This is a genomic window from Methylobacterium longum (assembly GCF_022179385.1).
Classification (GTDB): Bacteria; Pseudomonadota; Alphaproteobacteria; order Rhizobiales; family Beijerinckiaceae; genus Methylobacterium; species Methylobacterium longum.
In genome coordinates, this window is the sequence record NZ_BPQS01000081.1 from 1 (window position 1) to 14,768 (window position 14,768).

The window sequence follows — 14,768 nt, forward strand, 5'->3', positions numbered from 1 at the left end:
TCATCACCCGCATCGTCGAGGGCCATCGGCAGCGGCACCTCGATGATCTGCTGCCATGGGCTTACCAGCCAACGCCGGCCCTCAAAGCCGTGGCCTGAGGACAGCGCTTACAGTGGATCATGGCCAAGGCGCAGTTAGCCGTCATCTACGGCGAGCGCTTCACCCGGGAGCATGGCTCCTTGATGTTTAATTCGCCGGCCGAACACAGAATTCCTGAAGATCCCGTGGGCTGACGCGGCTTGTCCTCAGGGGCGGGCTGACCGGCTCAATCCGGCGCTGCATGAAGCGACGACGCGCCGGCGGCCTGGAGTAGGCTTGGTCCCCTGCCGTCCTGCGGGACCGCAGGCGCGCGCGGCCTCGCTCCAGGGATGGCGCCGCGCCGTTGTCAATCAAGAGCGTTCAGCGAGAACTGCTCGTGCCGCTAGCCGGCAGTCAGCACCGCCGCGATCGGCTTTCCGCAGTCCTCAGTACGCAGATGGAGCTTGGTCGAGAAGCCGCCCTGGCTGCGCCCGAGAGCTTCGCCGACGCCGTCGAGCCATCACCATCCGATAGCGCTAGACCGGTGTGCCCCGGCGGCGTACTCGTGGGCGCGCACCACCGTGGCGTCTACAAAGTAGTGATCCTAGTCAACGGCGCCGCGGACGTTTACCTGCACATGTAAGCGCTGCAGCACCAGGCCGAACACGCCGGCTTTGCGCCAGCGGTAGAACCGGCCCGATACCAATCCTACAGAATGAAATTCCTCAGGCGTGACTTTGCCCGCTTCAACATTATAGACACCGAGCCCATCATGCGAATTCCCACGACGTCGTTCGACGACTATGAAACCGCCCACCTGTACTTCAATATTCGTAGGCTCTCGCTCAGAGTGTCCCTCAGCCGGAGTAGCTAGCCTATCTCACCGCTTATCCGCTCAATCATTGTGAATTCCAAAAATTGAACTGCTCGAGCGGTCTGAAAATTTGAAACAATACAGTAAAATAGCACCGTTAATACAACTTATTCGCCCAATAAAAGAGATTTCAAGCTCGACGATAGCTTCTCTCCATTGGAGTTCCATCGAAACAAATCTGACGCGGCTTTGACTGCTTTCTGTTGCATAGCATTTAACGTTTGAATGTCATCGATGTTGTCACAAATTAGCTTAACCAAGCCTTCAAGCGAATAAGCATCGAACACATTTTCCATTACAGAACCGGGCAAACCGTTCAATGCCTTGGTTAATCCGAATATAGGCACGCAATTATAAAGATAATCGAGCATTTTAAGCTTAAATCCTCCGCCGCTTTCGTCAAAGACGAGAGCCCCACGCGCAAGAGAAAACTCTGTGTCGATGTTCTCTACGAAACCGCGAAGAGTAGTAGCTCGCAGGCTCGGGAGTTGTGCGAGCAATTCGGCAGGCACTCGCCCGATCAGATGAAATTCTATGCCAGCCCTCGCAAATAAAGGGTCCGCTATCTTTAGAAATTTGACTAGATTCATTTGTTTGGCTTGCCACTCAAAGGATCCAACCGCAACTACTCGACGCGGAGTATCAGCATCGATTGTCCGATCGGATAACCTGTTCCGTCCAAACCCTGGAGGAAGTACTATTGTCTTGATTTCTGACGATAAAGATTGGAAGTGGGTTGCGTCCTCATCTGTGAGCGTAATTATTAAATCGGAAGCCAAAACAAGACGCCATTCTGATTTTGCTGTTCGCCGGTGATTAATTGTTAACAAATATTTTTTTACAAAATTACCTTGAAAATTATCTTTTATTTGCTTAGTGACATCGGTTTCGAAGTCGTGAGCAAGATGAACTATTTTAGGACGCCGAGGCAATTTATCGATATCATCCAGTGCCCAACTCATAGCATAATGATCCAAAACAACTACATCGTACCGATGGCTGCCAAGCACTTTTCGCAGCTTCGATCTATAAGACCGCGTTCGATGTCGAACAGCCGACATTGGCAAGCGCGAAGTAAGGAATAAATAAGAGGGCCTCTTGCCGCCTTCGACTGGTACCCAATTACAATTAGTCACTTTGCCGACTTCGACAGTCAAATCGGCTTCCAAACCCATGCAGTCGATGCGTGCTCCAGTTTTGGCTAGGGCAGAGATTGTTTGAGCGGTATAAATACGATCGCCGGATGTTTCTGGAAGGGGTATCGTTCGGGCTAGCCAAAGCACTTTCAACGCGATTCTCCTGCTTAATTGACACACTCAGTAGCTAAAGCGCGCATCATTGTCATATAACAGACGCGGTTTGTAGTTCGATTGTGTTTCCGCTGTGGAGTAGGAGTCGTCTTGATGTAGCGCCGTCTGATGCTCTATACTTGCACCGAAAACTCACGGAATAAGGATATATTTTTAATTAAGCCTATACATAAACAATGCTTAATGTGCTTAAAGTTGTTGATAGAGGAGCCAGGGAACTCCACAAAGTGTGATTGATGTGGCCGATCAAGCTGGAAATGGATAAATCGCCCAGTGAATATTGTCAAAATCTATCTTCTGTGTAGCACATCGACGATGCGCGTCAAATATCTTTCGGTTAAGCGTGGCGAGTATGTGTCTGAATAGTTAGTGGCGTGATTTAGTACCCCGGACGGAGATGAGATGGGCTCAAAACTTGTAGACGGCACGGCTGCAACACCGTTCGGTCCTGACCTTTGAACAAGCAGCGCAATCTCATTGAGATGAAGTAAGAATTCAGCTGGCATTGGCTGAGGTTGGCCGGCTTTAGCGGCTCGGGCCGCCTCTGCGATACCTAACAACTTGTCTTGCGCATAAATTTCGCGGCGACGCAGCCAACTTACAAATTTTTGCTTCCAAGATCGATTTGCGCCTTTATCGGACTCGACAGCGTGAGATTTCCATCGTCTCACTAGACGTAGACGACGACCGCCAATTCCGAATATTGAGCCAAAGAGCGGCTGATTCCGCAAAGTGTAAGATTTACGTGCGGCGAGACTCACGCGAGAAAATCTCTCCAGATATACCGCTGATTGATCATGAAAGATGTTATCGACCCAAATTTCCCCCTGATCACCAATGACCCGAAATCCATGATTTCGTGGCGCCACCCAGCTACATGTGACTCTCGCTATAACACCAGCAGCGAGATTCAAGCATGCGATAGATACGTCAGCAGTATCGTGCGGATGGAGCGGCTTGGATATTTTCTTTTCTACCAGATACTTAGAAAATCCCGTGAAGGATTGGACGGGACCAAACATCGAACAGATCCATGCTAGATGGTAACCTATGTGTTCGACAGTACAACCTTCTTGAAGTTCTTCAGCAACAGGAAATGGTGCGCCTGTTGGGCTTTGTACTGCTTCAAGGTTCATTAGGTGGGCTGGGTTGTCATCAAGCTCTGCATATATAAGTACCGGCCTGCCTATCGCACCGTCTTTTAAGGCTTTCCAAAGTGTGGCGATGGAGTCTGTAAATATATTGCATGGCGCCCCCGTTAAGATTAAGCCTTTTGCGTTCGCTAAATCGACGAGCTCTTTCGCCTGAGATAGATCAGTAGTGAAGGGCTTTTCCGAATAAACATTTCTCCCGCTTAGTAAAGCTTGTTTGGTTACAGCAAAGTGCGATTGAATGTTGGTAAGGTTGATAACAAAGTCAATGCTGGTATCAGCAAGTAGAAGATCTAAACTTTGATAAATCTTAACTGCGTAGTGATTCGCGACTGTTGTCGATCGTGTCAGATCGATATCGAAGACGCCGCAAATTTCGATCTCTGGATGTGCCCATTTCGTGCGCATATAAATATCGAATACATACCCACAGCCAACGAATGCGATCCTGGTCATTTATCCATCTTGCGTTAGAGAAGAATAGGAGTTGCGTTTTTCTGAGTGGATAGCACCATTGGTGCGTTTCGTAATACGAGTTCTCCGAGTCCATCTTTGGCTTCAAAAGAAAAACTAATAAACTTTACTTCACAGAAAGCCGCTCTCTCCGAGACAAAGAAGTAGCGATTTGAGTCGCTTTGCATTGGAAGTTCCTATCAGCGTTACATCGGCCCATCCCGCCAATAACGGCTTGGTAATACGGTCAATGACTTCCGGCTCTTGCATTACTGGTGCGCCTACTGCACGTATCCCACCAAGCACTTCTCTTGCGATAACGACTTTCCCAGCCTCGCGGGCTGCGCGGGCGCAAGATATAAAACGTGAATTTTCGTATGAAATTGGTACTTGAATAACTGAGAATACATTTCCTTTTACTGCGGCAACTGCTGCATCTTCATTGTCGCAAGCCACGCCAATCCGCCGCACTAATCCAAGCTCGAGCATCTCACGAAGTGCGCGCTGCAAAACAGGACTCGAGGTCGTTTCTGCGCTCGGGCCATGTAGCATAAAAATTTCAACAGGCAGCGGCGAGAGTCTCTTTAAACTGCCGTCAAGGCATTTATGCATTCTGTCCGTAGAAAAATCCGTGGGAAGTTTTCCTGCTCGGGACGCTGCTATAGCTGCTTCAAAGGCGCCGCTATAACGCATTAATTCCTTGGCGGCAGCTTTGGCGGGCCGCAGCGCTCGCCAATACCACGGAAAATATTGTCCAGCTTTTGTTATGATGTTAATATTATTTGCCCCTCTCAGCTGCTCCGCCAGAATGCGTTCGCTTTCACCTTGTCCATAGATATCAGCTGTGTCGAAGACATTTATACCTCCTTGTAATGCGATATTAAGTAGTTCAGCTGGATCGCTGCCTTTTGCAGATCCGATTGAACCGAGTCTACTACAACCAAATCCAATCCTTGAGAATGAATATAATTCTTCAGCGGCCATCATTTCCTACTACGAGTCCTCAATTTATGGTTCTGATCTTCGACATCCGTTAGTGCGTTGTGTTCCGCAATTGAAGTTTTTTGATCCTTCTCAGGTTTTAGACTTAATTTACGTAAATCTCGTTGTTATCATCGATTCGGGTGCTCGATCTAGCGAGATTACGATAGCCTTAGCTATTGACGCATTCAAAATCGGTTGGTCGGTTTTGAACAAGGTGGTTCATCCGAGGGTGGCGAACTGGACGGCCTCGAAGGAGTGCCACAGGCCACGCCGATGGATCAAGTCGGCTTTGAATAGGCTGTTGATCATTTCGGCAAGCGATTTGATGCTCCTATATCTGTCAGCCGGTTTTTTGTCGGGCACTGAAGTCGGTCGGATACAACGACTGCCACCCGTCGAGAGCACTCATGGGAAACCGGGTGCCATGGCCCAGGCCGCACCCATCAGCGTCTCGTCCGTACAGTGGATCTGGCGCGCGTACGGCCTGCGGTCGCATCGGGTGCGGCAGTTGTGTTTGGTCCCGGGATTTGGTGGTGCGGGTTCGGGGTGAACCGAGAGGTCTTGTCCATCCAGGCTTTTAGATAGCTTTATAGGGTATGAGGGCACGTAGCGTTCTGAGTCGGCGGCCGTAGTTGTAGGCGGCCACGAACAGTTGCAGATGCGTTCGAAGCTGTTCGTGCGTGTCGTAGTGGTAGCGCTTGACCGTAGCGTGTGTTTCTGGAGTGGGCCCCTGGGGGTGGACGGATTGGGCGAGGCTGATTGACCGGTTCGCTGGGTCTTCGGAGGATGAAGACCATGGCACGACACCGTTCCCACAGCGTCGCGTTCAAGCGTCAGGTCGCGCAGGAGTACCTGTCGGGCGAGACGCTGCACGGCTTGGCCAAGCGCCACGACCTCTCGCGCAACCTCGTGCGCGTCTGGGTGCAGAAGTACGAGGCTGGCGCGCTCGATGACGACGCGGCCGCCGCCGACACGATCCAAGCCTACTAGGCGCGCATCGCCGCGCTCGAACGGCTTGTCGGCCGGCAGGCGCTTGAGCTTGAGTGGGACTGTCAGGAATTTCGTGTGGGGGCGGCCATAGTGGATCCGACGGAGGTTCCCGATGGCACGACGCAAAGCACCCCGTATCCGTGACGCGATCCTGGATCAGCTGCTGGCCGGGGCTGATCCGAAGACGGCGTTCGAGGCCGATGGCCTGCTGGACGAGCTGAAGAAGGCCCTGGCCGAGCGGGCGCTCAACGCCGAGATGGACCACCATCTGGCGGGCGAGGACGCCGGCAACACGCGCAACGGCTATGGCCGCAAGACGGTCACGACCGAGACAGGCCGGATCGAGCTTTCGATCCCGCGCGACCGGCAGGCGACGTTCGATCCGCAGCTGATCGCTCGCTATCAGCGCCGCTTTCCCGGCTTCGACGACAAGATCGTGTCGCTGTACGCCCGCGGCATGAGCACCCGGGAGATCGTCGCGCACCTGCGCGAGCTCTACGGCATCGAGGTCTCCCCCGACCTGATCAGCGCGGTGACCGACGCGGTGCTGGGGGAGGTCGCCGCCTGGCAAGCCCGGCCGCTGGAGCCGGTCTACCCGATCGTGTTCTTCGACGCCCTGCGGATCAAGGTGCGCGACGAGGGCGTCGTCCGCAACAAGGCCGTCCACATCGCGCTGGGCGTGCGCGCCGACGGCTCCAAGGAGATCCTCGGCCTGTGGCTGGAGCAGAACGAGGGCGCCAAGTTCTGGTTGCGGGTCATGAACGAGCTCAGGAACCGCGGCGTCGAGGACGTGCTGCTGGCCGTGGTCGATGGCCTGAAGGGCTTCCCCGATGCGATCCGGGCGGTGTTCCCCGAGGCGCTGGTCCAGACCTGCATCGTCCATCTGCTTCGCCACAGCCTCGACTTCGTCTCCTACAAGGATCGCAAGGCCGTGGCGGGGGCGCTGAAGGACATCTACCGCGCACTCGATGCCGCGGCTGGCGAGGCAGCTTTGGCGGCCTTCGAGGCGGGCGAATGGGGTCGGCGCTACCCGGCCATCGCCCAGAGCTGGCGACGGGCCTGGGGCGAGGTGATCCCGTTCTACGGCTTCCCCGGCGAGGTGCGCCGGATCCTGTACACCACGAACGCCATCGAGGCTCTGAACGCCACGCTGCGCCGGGCTGTGCGCGCCCGCGGGCACTTCCCGAGCGACGAGGCCGCGCTGAAGCTGCTCTACCTGGTCTTGAACCGCTCCGAGAAGGCGTGGAAGATGGGCCCGCGTGAATGGGTCATGGCCAAAGCGCAGTTCGCCGTCATCTTCGGCGAGCGCTTCACCCGGGCCATGGCGGCCTGATGTTCAATCCGCCGCCCGTACACGGAATTCCTGACAGTCCCGCTTGAGTTTTTAAAGGGGGCACTGCGAAGCACGCCGCTGCCGAGAAGCGGGCCTACGTCCGTGATCACCGGCCCGACAGCCTCTCCGTCGCTGCGGGATGCCGGCTGATGGGTCTGGCGCGCTCCACCTACTACGACGCTCCGCCGCGTGCGGCCGACGACACGGCCCTCGTCGAGGCTATGGCCACGGTCTGCGACACGTTCGAAGCGTACGGCTGGCGCCGCGTCCAGGCGGCCCTGCGCCAGCAGGGATGGCGGGTCAATCACAAGAAGGTCCGCCGCCTCATGCGCGCACATGACCTGCAGCCCCGCGTTCGGCGCCGCTATGTCACGACCACCGATAGCGATCACGACAGCCCGATCTTCCCGAACCTGGCCCGGGACATCGTACCGGACGGGCCCGACCAGCTTTGGGTCGCGCATCTGACCTACGTCGCCGTGATGGGCGGCTTTGTCTACGTCGCGATCATCCTGGATGCTTGGTCGCGACGCGTGGTCGGCTACGCGCTCGGCCGGTCGATCGACGCCCGCCTGACCATCGCGGCTCTGCGCGCGGCAATCGAGCGACGTCGGCCAGCGCCGGGACTGACCCACCACACGGACCGTGGCAGTCAATACGCCGCCGAGGCGTATCGGAAGGTGTTGGCCGAGCACGGGATCGTCGGTTCGATGGGCCGGCGCGGCAATCCCTACGACAACGCCAAGGCTGAGAGCTTCATGAAGACGCTCAAGGTCGAGGGTGTGTACCCGATGGCGTTTGAGACCTTCGCCGATGTGACGGCTGAGCTGCCGCGCTTCATCGAGGAGGTCTATAACACTCGCCGGCTGCACTCTGCACTCGGTTACCTGAGCCCGCTGCAGTTCGAGGAGCAACACACCCAGCAGACGGTCAAAACCGCCGCCTGATCGTGCCCATCATCAGGGGCCCACTCCAATCCAGGGTCAAAGTTCAACGCCGTTTGACAGGCAGACGAAGGCAACGAGGTGCAGGTCTGCCAGTGTGCTGGCAAAAAGCTCGTAATCCTTGACGAGCCTGCGGAAACGGGTGGCCCAGGCAAAGGAGAGCTCCACGACCCAACGGCGTGGGAACAGCACGAAGCCGCACTTGGCCTTTGGCAGCTTCACCACCTCCAGTGCGATGCCGTGCTCGCGGGCTGCCGCGGCCGGCTTCTCGCCCGTGTAGCCCTGATCGACGAAGGCGACCTCGACGCTCTCGCCGGTCGCCGCCTGCACGGCCATGGCCAGTTGGCCCACCTGGGCCCGATCATCGGCATCAGCGGGGGTGACGTGCAGCGCCAGGAGATGGCCGAGGGTGTCCACCGCCATGTGCAGCTTCGAGCCCTTCTTGCGCTTGGCTCCATCGTAGCCAGCCCGCTCGCCAATCTCGGGCGTGGAGCGCAAAGTCCGGCTGTCGAGCACGGCCGCGCTCGGCTCCGGCGCCCGACCCGCGGCGAGGCGCAGCATCGCGCGCAGATCCTCGGCCAGTTGCTCGAAACAGCCGGCCAATAGCCAGCGCTGGGCCTGCTGATAGACGGCAAACCAGGGCGGCAGGTCGTGGGGCATCAGCCGCCAGGAACAGCCGCTCCTGACCACGTAGCGCAGCCCGCTGAACGCCCCGCGCAACGGATGCTCACGCTGACCGGCATCCACACGCAGCAGCGTCAGGTAGGGCGCGACCAGCGCCCACTCCGCATTGAAAACGTCGGACAGATACGGCTTGCGGGCAGGGCTCATCCCCGCTCATCTGAGCATCAGCCCTAGCACTACCTGGGCACTTTGAGGTCAGACGGTAGCCTGAAGCATCGCTGACAGTGTGGACATCGGACGGGCGGGATCAGAGCGGCAAACAGCTGTCCGAGAATAGCCTGCCGCACGGCGGGCAGGATGGGTGACGGCGGCGGACCCGGCAAGCCGGCCGTCATTTTTTCCCCGCTCCGTCCGACGATGCTCGGACAGACGCAGGTGCTGCAGGTAGGCGTAGGCGATGCACGTCATCAGCGCGTGCCGATGCAGTCCGGTCCAGGAGCGGCCCTCGAAGTGGTCGTGAACCGCTCCGGGTTTCCCGGAGGCCGTTTGGTTTGTAACAGGCGGCCAAGACTTGGACCATGGCCTGTCAACCCACGCCAGATCCGCGATTTCACCTGAGCCATTGGCCGGCTGGCGAAGACCGACGCGCTCGACGCTGAGGTGATCGCCCTCTTCGCTGAACGCATCAGACCACCGGTCAAGTCTCTGCCGGAACCGGAGAGAATCCACTCCGCCAACCTCGTAAGTCGGCGGCGACACATCATCGGGATGATCAATATGGAGACCAACCGCCGCGATCAGGCCGTGGACCAGCACTCATGCGAAAGCTTCTGGTGACGCTCAACGCCATTGTCTGCGACTGCGCGTCCTGGCGGCCACTCACGGCTTGACCTTCGACACAGCCGCTACGTGGTGCCAGCGTTGCTATAGAGAATTTGATCTATAACGTACCCCTCGCAGCAGGATGGTCAACTATACCGTCACACCGCGGGACCGAACAGCCATTCGCGACAAAATTGTTTGCGGCTTGATTTGCTGGGAAGCCCTTTTCATGGCAGAAAATATAAAACTTTGCAGACCAACGCCATTAACAAATTCCGGCGGAACAAATGATACAGGTTTCATCTATTTTTAAGATGTTGATGCATAGCAAAAGTTGTATTCAAGAAAACGATATCTGCAAATTATAAATTTATTTTCCGCGATGCATGTATTGATCTCAATTGACGGTTATATTTTTTAAAAACTTGATGTATTGTGTAAAAAAGGATTTGGTACCAAATATCCACCAACTTTCTGATACTCCGACGAAATTGCGCGGGAAGAATCTGTGAGCATCGCTTCGGCGGTTGTCGCGATAACCCGCACTTGACGCGGGCGCTACAGTGCCGTCAATCGTGAGACTTGGACAACGCCGCTGCGTCTTGCAGATAGGTGGCTACCGATTTCGCCTCGTTCAAACATCGGGATTCGCGCAGGACATGAAGCCGTACAGCTTATTTGAAGCCATTTGGCAGCGCAAAGTAGTTGTTATTGTTTGTTTTCTGCTTGTAAATGGCGTAGTATTCGCTGTTCTTCGCTTTAGTGAGCGTATCTACGAAGCGTCTGCTTGGCTCAATCTGAACAACTCACGAGCTATCAATATTGAGGAGAAACATAATGACCTCCCCAATCCCGTCCTCAACGAACAGGCTTTGAGGTCACAAGTATTAATTGGGCAGAGCGAGGACGTTATACACCGTGCGGCGGTGATTGGAGGAGCTAACTCTTATTACCCTGGGCAAAGTTCGAGGAAGTTTCGCGACGACATACCTCAGTCAAGACAGATTGATTTGATTGTTCAAAACTCTTTAAAAATCAGCGTTGAGCCAGGCACGAGCCTGATGAAAATTTCATATAAAGATATTAATCCTGTATTTGCGGCAAAGATGGCCAACGCAACGGCTGAAGCTTTGCGAGAGCGGTATCTCTCCCTTAATGAAGGCTCTGATACCGCGGATTTTTTTAGGAAGCAGGAAACAAGGCATGAGCTTCAACTGAGCGTCGCAGCTAAAGAGCTGCGAGAATACGAGATATCGAATCGAACATTCTCAATTGATGAGGAGCGAAAACTCACGCTACGGCGAAGAGATAGCATCCGATCGGATCTTTCTGCTACACTTGGATCGGTAAAACGATTAGAAGCTCAACTCGAATCTTTAAGATATCAACTAACCGCATTGCGCGGCCGCATTACTTTGCCGCCTGAAATATTTGGATCCTCTCGTCCAGCCGCCGAGAATTCGCAGCGTATGATTGACCAAATGGGATCTGAGCCTCCGCTACTTAATATACGGATATATCAAGATGCTGCTCAGAGACTGGTAACCTCTAATGCCGAACTAGCTGGCCTCAACGCGCTCGCTACCACGCAAAAAGCGGATCTTGCAGCATTAGATCAACGCCTTGCCGAGCTGTCGGACCGCGAGGCTACTTACAACAATTTGAAGAGACGCCTATCGACGATCGAAGGATATTTAGAAGCTAACAGCAAGAAGCGAGCTGATGCAGAAGCAGAAAATTCCTGGCGTTCAAATGAGCGTTTATCAAGTTTGCAGGTCGTACAACCTGCCTCGCAACCTCTAAAACCCGTTTTTCCTAAAGCTACAGTATTGATACCTATGGGCCTACTGGGCGGTATCGCTCTCGGCATTGCGACATCACTAATGCTTAATGCGATTGCCATACTCGGCCATCAACGAACGCAATTGAATGAGCGTTCTAATATGGAACAGAAATCAACGGGATCATCTACTTGGGCGACGTGATGGAGTGTGCTGAGGACGGGCGCGGGCAAGACAAAGATCGGACGGCTGTAGACTTACGTGAGCGACAAGCGCCCGCACTGAAGCGCATTCCTGCCGGCGGCGGTGTTCTTCGCCTCGCCCGACCACCGGGGTGAGCGTCCGCTAGCGGATTTGGCAGGCTTCTCAGGCGTTAATACCGTCCGGGCTCATATCTACTAGCAGACAGTAGGCGCGAGACAAATGGCAGTGAGGTAGTTGAGGCGAGCTGATCACAGCTCGTGACGATACGACGGAAGTCCTTGAGGCGGCCGAACATCCGCTCGATGGCGTTGCGCCCGCGAGAGTGCACGGGGGAGAAAGATGGCTTGCAACGCCGATTGACCCTGGGCCGGGATATTGGGCGCGGCCCCGGCCGCGTCGATCTGTCGGCGGATGGCGTCGCTGTCGTAGCCCTTGTCGGCCAGCATGATGCGGCAGGCGAGTAGGCACTGCAGCAACAGCGCGCCGGCCGTGCAGTCGGCGGACTGCCCGCAGGTCGGCAGGAAGGCGAGCGGGCGGCAACAGCGGTCGGTGAGGGCGTGGATCTTGGTCGTGCGACCGTCCCGGGAGCGGCCGATGACTTGGCTCTGCTCCCCCCATTATGGATGGCCCGCGCCTCACCGGGCTGCTCTGCTAGGCTTGTAGGGTAGTGGATCGCGCCGAGTTTGCGGGAGGCTACAACTCTTGAGAGGCTGGAGCCATTACGAAGCGCAACACACCCTTTTCGGCCGAGGTCTGCGAGCGCGCGGTCCGGTTGGTCTTTGACCATCAGGGCGAGTACGGCTCGCCATACGCAGCGATCCGCTCGATCGCGGGTAAGATCGGCTGTTTGGGCGAGACGCTGTGGAACTGGATTCGCCAAGCCGAGCGGGATCAGGGCCAGCGGGCCGGCCCGACGACGGACCAACGCAAGCGGATCAAAGCGCTGGAGCGCGAGAACCGCAAACTCCGGCAGTCCAACGAGATCCTGAGGAAGGCGTCTGAGTATTTTGCGCCGGCGGAGCTCGACCGCCGGTTCGGTCATAATCGCCTTTATTGACGATCACCGGGAGGCCTACAGGGTCGAGCCGATCTGTAAGGTTAGGCCGATCGCCCCGTCGAAGCATCGTGCCCATCCTGCGCGGCAGGCCGAACCTGGCAGGCTGCCGGCCAAGGCAAAGCAGGACGCGCGACTGCGATTACACAAGGCACAGCCACATCTACGGATCATTTACCAGCGTTGACCTAAGACTCATCATTATTGACTGGTCCGGTTTTCAGGACAGAAACATAATGTTTAAAGACGCATAGTGATTGATAATTCACGATCTGATAGTGGCCAAAATTAAATCCTTCTAAGAACTATCGCTTTTACTGTTGGATCAAAGCACAGCAACGTTGATCCATAAGTTATAATGCCGGCAGAGATCATAATTAACAACATATTGATTGAGGAAACAGAGCTTCCAAATTCATGTTCCAAGTATAGAATAACGGCTACCATAACACAGCTAGCGGTGAGTGGACGCCATAAAGGTGAAATCTGGTCAATATAACTTATCCCAAGTACTTTCGTCACAAAAATCACATTTATTGTCAAGAATGGAATCGCTCGTGTGCTCCATCCGCAAACTGAAGGCATCAATCCAAAGTAAGCGCCGCTTGCAGAGCCAATTAACGAGCAAGACGTCGCGATAATATGTGTGTAGAACGTGTAGCGAGGCCGTCCAGATACTGTTAAAGCTATCTCTGCCAGTTGCCGTATGAGAAGCGCAAGATTAACTAGGCATACAAGCTGCATTATAGGAGCTGCCTCTAGCCATTTTTCTCCGACTAAGACAACTAAAGCAATCGGACTGCAGGCGGCAAGCCCGAAAAATGAGGGCATCAATACTGTTGCCATTGCGTGAGTGCCCGTTAGGAATGGCTGCTGCATGGCGTGGGACTCATCATTTTTGCGGGCAAGTAAAGGTAGAAGAAACTGACCAACCGTTGTTGCCAGCAATGCTTGAAGCGGCTCAACGAACCGCGTAGCGACGTTCCAATTGCCAGCGGCAATTGGGCCAAGAGCGCCACCTATAATAAGAGTTATGAGACGACTGTTGGCATACCACAGAAATTGTGTTCCAACGGTTGGCAGGCCGAACAGGATTAAGGGTTTTAGTTGTATCCAATTTAAACGACCAGTCGGCCGTGGTGATGCGACTAGAAGAAGAGCTGCGGAGAGGCCGGAGCTAATTATGGCTTGAGCAACGACCGACCAAACCCCAAAACCTTGCCAGAGCATCGCGAGACCGATGCCTATACCGGTAATACGCCCTAAAATTGTCCGAATGGCGAGACGCCGAAACTCCATATGCCGCCTTGCAATGGCGGCCGGCACTGCCGCTAGACCCGTAAAGATGCAGATGGAACTAAGTGGGACTAGAAAGATCGCAAGTGAAGGCGTTGACAAGATTTCTGAGATAAATGGTGAAAACACGCATATCGCTGCGGTCAGAACGAAGCTCCAAACTACAGATGCGCTTGCAGCTGTTGCTATATCAGCATCACTTAATTCAGTTTTCTGAATTAATGCGTCATGAAATAACGATTCAATCAAAGGTTGCGCGATCTGAATCACACCCAATGCTAAGGCTGCGACACCAAATTCCTCCTGCGATAAATATCGGGCAGTAAGTACAAAAAATAGAAAGGCTAGCGCTGCAGCGCTCATGTTATCGAGCGCTACCCATGCACCTTTCTTTGCTAGACTACTCACGTGCTACCTCATTGAGATCGGAGGAAATGATGTCCTCGGCTTTAAATGTGAAAGCTCCGCGCGCAAAGAGCGAATGCTGTTCCGTGCTCAGGAAAGTGCAACGCGATTTTGGTATGGCTTTGCGCATGAATGCTGGAACAGTTTTCCAGAAGCGGTTAAAGCGGGACGCGCTGGGGTTGCGATGAGCGGCATCTGAGGCGGCGACTGCTAAAAGTGCCGGTGCCCGTTGTCTGTTGGCGCCGACCAGTCGCTTTAGTCCGATTTTTAGAGCTGCGCCCAACCGATCTGCAACTGATCCTCCCTCGGCATCGCGGTCCTCCCGCACTTGCGTGGAACGGTCGCGGTGACGGGAATGGCACGGCCTGATTCACCAGCGGGAAAATCCTGTCCTCTTCCCTGCCGGGCTGCACCGTAAGCGCTGTCTGGGCGGCACCTTCCGGCAGGCGGTGTGAAGGCGGCATACGGAGCGGAATGGGAGCTCCGTCACATGTCGATGTCAGGGCGTATGGCTATGTCGGAGCC

Annotated in this window: 9 protein-coding genes, 5 pseudogenes and 1 other annotated feature; of the genes and pseudogenes, 6 read left to right on the top strand and 8 right to left on the bottom strand. The window is 55.0% G+C overall.

The genetic code is table 11. From position 1 onward, the window contains the following. Positions 1 to 226: 226 nt before the first annotated feature. The 4 genes and pseudogenes from MFF58_RS30255 to MFF58_RS30270 all read right to left on the bottom strand — a co-directional run. Positions 227 to 730: pseudogene (locus MFF58_RS30255) on the bottom strand (transposase); the annotation flags it as partial. A 269-nt stretch (positions 731 to 999) separates the two neighbouring features. Continuing rightward, entirely contained in the window at positions 1,000 to 2,181 is a 1,182-nt protein-coding gene (locus MFF58_RS30260; RefSeq protein WP_353959838.1) for a glycosyltransferase family protein, read from the bottom strand. 311 nt (positions 2,182 to 2,492) lie between these two features. Further along, positions 2,493 to 3,809 carry a Gfo/Idh/MocA family protein gene (locus tag MFF58_RS30265; protein WP_238293835.1) on the bottom strand — a complete coding sequence of 439 codons (1,317 nt, stop codon included), beginning with the start codon at positions 3,807 to 3,809 and terminating at the stop codon, positions 2,493 to 2,495. A gap of 129 nt (positions 3,810 to 3,938) precedes the next feature. Continuing rightward, positions 3,939 to 4,793 (bottom strand): aldo/keto reductase, encoded by an 855-nt coding sequence (locus MFF58_RS30270; protein ID WP_238293837.1) that lies wholly within the window; start codon positions 4,791 to 4,793, stop codon positions 3,939 to 3,941. A gap of 792 nt (positions 4,794 to 5,585) precedes the next feature. On the opposite strand from MFF58_RS30270, the gene MFF58_RS30275 reads away from it, so the two are divergent. The 3 genes and pseudogenes from MFF58_RS30275 to MFF58_RS30285 form a co-directional block, all read left to right on the top strand. Then, complete coding sequence (locus MFF58_RS30275; RefSeq protein WP_308445494.1) at positions 5,586 to 5,780, top strand: transposase; 195 nt, start codon at positions 5,586 to 5,588, stop codon at positions 5,778 to 5,780. 112 nt (positions 5,781 to 5,892) lie between these two features. After that, positions 5,893 to 7,113, top strand: coding sequence for an IS256 family transposase (locus MFF58_RS30280; protein WP_238293839.1), 1,221 nt, complete (start codon positions 5,893 to 5,895; stop codon positions 7,111 to 7,113). A 137-nt stretch (positions 7,114 to 7,250) separates the two neighbouring features. Next, positions 7,251 to 8,060, top strand: a pseudogene (locus tag MFF58_RS30285) (IS3 family transposase); the annotation flags it as partial. Positions 8,061 to 8,096: 36 nt separating this feature from the next. On the opposite strand, the gene MFF58_RS30290 reads toward MFF58_RS30285, so the two are convergent. Then, complete coding sequence (locus tag MFF58_RS30290; RefSeq protein WP_238293841.1) at positions 8,097 to 8,888, bottom strand: IS5 family transposase; 792 nt, start codon at positions 8,886 to 8,888, stop codon at positions 8,097 to 8,099. Positions 8,889 to 8,936: 48 nt separating this feature from the next. Next, positions 8,937 to 9,197 (bottom strand): annotated as a pseudogene (locus MFF58_RS30295) (IS701 family transposase); the annotation flags it as partial. A gap of 69 nt (positions 9,198 to 9,266) precedes the next feature. Here MFF58_RS30295 and MFF58_RS30300 point away from each other — a divergent pair. Then, a pseudogene (locus tag MFF58_RS30300) lies at positions 9,267 to 9,494 on the top strand (IS110 family transposase); the annotation flags it as partial. A 668-nt stretch (positions 9,495 to 10,162) separates the two neighbouring features. Further along, positions 10,163 to 11,488 carry a GumC family protein gene (locus MFF58_RS30305; RefSeq protein WP_238293843.1) on the top strand — a complete coding sequence of 442 codons (1,326 nt, stop codon included), beginning with the start codon at positions 10,163 to 10,165 and terminating at the stop codon, positions 11,486 to 11,488. A 248-nt stretch (positions 11,489 to 11,736) separates the two neighbouring features. On the opposite strand, the gene MFF58_RS30310 is transcribed toward MFF58_RS30305, so the two are convergent. Next, positions 11,737 to 12,084: a transposase gene (locus MFF58_RS30310; protein WP_373323414.1), complete on the bottom strand. Its 348-nt coding sequence runs from the start codon at positions 12,082 to 12,084 to the stop codon at positions 11,737 to 11,739. Positions 12,085 to 12,206: 122 nt separating this feature from the next. On the opposite strand from MFF58_RS30310, the pseudogene MFF58_RS30315 reads away from it, so the two are divergent. Beyond that, positions 12,207 to 12,681: pseudogene (locus tag MFF58_RS30315) on the top strand (transposase); the annotation flags it as partial. Next, positions 12,488 to 12,603: a sequence feature (AL1L pseudoknot), on the top strand. It overlaps the preceding pseudogene by 116 nt. A gap of 149 nt (positions 12,682 to 12,830) precedes the next feature. Here MFF58_RS30315 and MFF58_RS30320 read toward each other — a convergent pair. Continuing rightward, entirely contained in the window at positions 12,831 to 14,246 is a 1,416-nt protein-coding gene (locus tag MFF58_RS30320; RefSeq protein WP_238293845.1) for an oligosaccharide flippase family protein, read from the bottom strand. Positions 14,247 to 14,768: the final 522 nt, after the last annotated feature.

Excerpts from the sequence above, each read along its gene's own strand:
- MFF58_RS30290 (WP_238293841.1), bottom strand. The coding sequence starts at position 8,888 with ATGAGCCCTGCCCGCAAGCCGTATCTGTCCGACGTTTTCAATGCGGAG.
- MFF58_RS30270 (WP_238293837.1), bottom strand. The coding sequence starts at position 4,793 with ATGATGGCCGCTGAAGAATTATATTCATTCTCAAGGATTGGATTTGGT.
- MFF58_RS30280 (WP_238293839.1), top strand. The coding sequence starts at position 5,893 with ATGGCACGACGCAAAGCACCCCGTATCCGTGACGCGATCCTGGATCAG.
- MFF58_RS30275 (WP_308445494.1), top strand. The coding sequence starts at position 5,586 with ATGGCACGACACCGTTCCCACAGCGTCGCGTTCAAGCGTCAGGTCGCG.
- MFF58_RS30305 (WP_238293843.1), top strand. The coding sequence starts at position 10,163 with ATGAAGCCGTACAGCTTATTTGAAGCCATTTGGCAGCGCAAAGTAGTT.
- MFF58_RS30265 (WP_238293835.1), bottom strand. The coding sequence starts at position 3,809 with ATGACCAGGATCGCATTCGTTGGCTGTGGGTATGTATTCGATATTTAT.